This window comes from Chitinivibrionales bacterium (assembly GCA_014728215.1).
GTDB lineage: Bacteria > Fibrobacterota > Chitinivibrionia > Chitinivibrionales > WJKA01 > WJKA01.
The window spans coordinates 1-3460 of the sequence record WJLZ01000179.1 but is presented as its reverse complement, the minus strand read 5'-3'; the positions used below and the strand labels follow the sequence as shown (position 1 = coordinate 3460).

The following is a 3460-nucleotide window of genomic DNA, read 5'->3' as shown; positions in this document are numbered from 1 at the left end:
TAAGCTCCTCGATAGTCCTCTGCTGTGCTTTCATCGCCTCGATCAGCACGGCAACCAACCGGTCGTAGGACATGGTTTTGTATCCGTCACTGCCGGTTTGAACAATTTCAGGAAGCACTTCTTCGACTTCTTGTGCGATCAGACCAATCTGTCGCCCCCCGGGGAGATTGCGTTCGGGGTGTTTCCGGCGGTCCCATTGGTAGGCAACCCCGCGGAGTGATTTGATTGTTTCGAGGGCATTGGTGAGAGTATGGATGTTGGTTTTGAGGCGACGGTCGGAGCTGGAGCATAAAGTGTTATCAGTAGTAATTGCTCCGGAGGCTTTGATAGTGCCACATACAGACAGTGCAGCATCAGGGGTAGTATCTTTGATTCCGACATTCCCAAAGATATCGACAGAAATCCCTTCGGCGCTGTTGGCAAAAATGGCTGTTCGCCATACATCATTTCTTCGTATTGCAGATATGCCATATTGGTTACTACCACCTGGGTTTTCAAACAATGCAACTGTTTGTTCGCCATTAGTGATACCATTTAGATAGCTTCCGAATGAAAGGCGATATGAAGGGTTGGTTGTTCCGATGCCAACCTTCCCGTCATTTGAAAACGATACCGAATTAATCCACTGCGATCCGTTATAACTCAAAAAATCATATCCACCCCACGAATAAGGACCGGTATGAAAAACGGCTCTTCCGGACAATTTATTATATCCGAGGGTTAACCCTTTTCCCAGCCCGGGTTTTACTGAATCTCCGAAAGTAGCAACAGAAACAACATTATCAAAAGCTCCACCACTTTCTTCATTGCCGCCCAGCACCTGGAATTTGCGTGAAGGACTCGTTGTCCCGATCCCGACATTACCGGTTGCATCAACAGTTACCGAAGCATTAGATAAACCGGCATTAAAAAGGTTGTTAACCTTTGCCGTGCCGCCCCGCACTGTTTCAGCGCTGTCTGCCACATTCGCCCGAAGAGCATAACCGCTCGTACCCAGCCTCACTCGTGGCGAAAGTTCTGCTGAACCATCTAAGGCAATACCCAACCAGTACGTTTTGTCAAAGGGTAACGCCAAATCTGTTGTGTCGCCCAGGTGCACGGAGAAGGCCCCTTTACTGGTAGCGACTGTCTGGCTTTCGCTCCATAATGCAGTTCCGCCGGTGGCACCGTCATATAAGCTGAATGTCAGCCGATAGCTGCTGTCGGTCCGGGGGTTACCCTCGGAATCGGTCAATATACCCTGATACACTATTGCAGGGGAAACAGCGGCCCATGATGCAATTTGCAGAAAAGTAATTAGCTGAAAAAAGTGTCGAATCATACTTCGATCCTTTCTTACTTTTTCATATGTGCGTTGATGTTGTTTATCGCTTTTCATTAAAACGGTGTAATTTGCGCGTGGCTAAATATACATAATTTCTCCCGGGATTTATCTAAAAAAATGGAACGATTTAATGCTCATCCAACAGGAGCAAAAAAGAAGGGCCGCGTATGCCTGCGCATGTCAATGCTGCTGAAAGCATCGATTAAAAGGAAGTGATTGTAAAAATAAAATTAAAATGGATTCAAAGAAAATGTTTTAACAGGTGAAATACCAGTGTGTTAGCACAGAAGGCCAAATCGGCGGTTCTGCTATTCTTTAAGTAATAAAATGGAGGGGGATATAATCGTTGCTTATTGCCCCCACCGCTATCTATATTTTTCCCCTTTGCCACTTGTTCTGTTAATGGATTAAACACAAAATATGCCTATGACGAGGAAAAAATATCTGGCAGGATTATTGTTTATAATCACATCGCTTAACCTTTCCGGTAATACCAATCTGGCTGGTCGTATCGACGGCATTATATTTGATACTACCGGCAATCCCTATATCGTGGAAAAGGATATTGTTATCCCTGAAGGCAAGTCGGTCACCGTAAAACAAGGGTGCATATTCCTGTTCAAACCATTCAGCGGCCTGGCCGTACATGGCAGTCTTAATGTTGAAGGAACACCCGATAAACCGGTAGTTTTCACATCGATTAATGATTCTCAATATAACGCTGCATCAGAGCAACTACCTAATCCTTTTGATTGGGATGGAATAATAATATCACAGAAATCCGATATGGTTACTTTGAAAAATTTTCATCTTAAGTATTCGGTATATGGTATTAAATCACAAAAGGAAACAATTTCCCTGCAAAGCGGGAATTTTGCCCATAACGGTCAGTTCCATTTTACGCTTGACGGCAATATCCAGTATGTACAGGATAATATCCCGTTTTCTTACAATGCAAAAGCCGGTGGTAAGGGGAAAACGGGAAGCGGCGCCGATCTTACGGGGAAGAAGGTTTCCAGAGAAGGGTTAAAAAAGATAGCAGCATGGTCTTCGGTTGTTGCCGGTTTAGGTGCGGGAGCCGGAGGGGCCTATTTTATTATGGATGCTGCAGAGCTTGAAGCAGAAAAATCTCAAACCGGGAGAACGAAAAGTGAAGAAGCCGAATTTGATAAAAAAATCGCATCTTCCCGGAATATCGCTATCGCACTTTTCTCCGGGACCGGTCTGTGCACGGCATTGTCTACGATATTATTTATATCGAATTCCAAAGATATAAAGAAACCAAAGGTGGCAGTTGGAGTGTTATGGGAACCCGATAATCGCTACAGTATCCAAACCCACATACGTTTCTGAATATAGACACATTTGAAAAAAGGAGTTGCCATGAGAAGGCAGTGTTTATGCCTGCTGTTCGTGCCGGCGTTGTTAATCATGTTTTGTTCCAAAGAAGAGGGCGGAAACCCGGCCAATCCGGCAAGTCCCAATTACCGGGCGCCCGAAGTAACCATTGAGCCGTCAAGTCTTAACGGCGATACCCTCACCGTTGATTCGGTAACCGTCACCCTCACCGGCAATAGCTCCCTTTCGGAATTCAGTTACAATCTGGACAATGGTGAATTCAGCAATTTTTTATCGGATAATATCATTACGTTTCGCTATCTTGATGACGGTGTTCACAAGCTTACTGTTCAGACCCGTTATGAAAGCTGGACCGATACCCGCACAGCCACGATCCAGTTCGTGGTAAATGTCCTTGACACGCCGGCGGTGATGCTTTACCCTCAAAAATCAACGGTGGATGCCACCGGTAAAGTATCCATAGAATTGAAAACCAAGGCCTTTCCTTCATGCAATTCTTTTCACGCAGTGATTGCCGGGGCGATGATTGATACGGTGAAATTTGCCGACGCCGTCAAAGTCAACTCAAATGCGAAATTATGGCAAGGCAGTACGATCGATTTTCTGATCGATCCCAACGGCTCGAAAATCGATTCATCAATGACGGTTGCTACGATTACCGTTATTGCCGACAGCATGAAAGACACCACGACATTAACGATTCAAGAATGTACCGCCCGTCTGATCGAAAACAGCGTACAAAGCGATGTGACGATCAACAGTCTTCGAGGCGGGATT

Annotated in this window: 3 protein-coding genes; 2 read left to right on the top strand and 1 reads right to left on the bottom strand. The window is 45.3% G+C overall.

The window, feature by feature from the left end:
* Positions 1-1378: hypothetical protein (locus tag GF401_15725; GenBank protein MBD3346503.1), on the bottom strand; the 1378-nt coding region annotated here is incomplete at its 3' end.
* 372 nt (positions 1379-1750) lie between these two features.
* Between GF401_15725 and GF401_15720 the strand changes: the two genes are divergently transcribed.
* Positions 1751-2677 (top strand): hypothetical protein, encoded by a 927-nt coding sequence (locus GF401_15720; protein ID MBD3346502.1) that lies wholly within the window; start codon positions 1751-1753, stop codon positions 2675-2677.
* Between the two features lie 30 nt (positions 2678-2707).
* Positions 2708-3460: hypothetical protein (locus GF401_15715; GenBank protein ID MBD3346501.1), on the top strand; the 753-nt coding region annotated here is incomplete at its 3' end.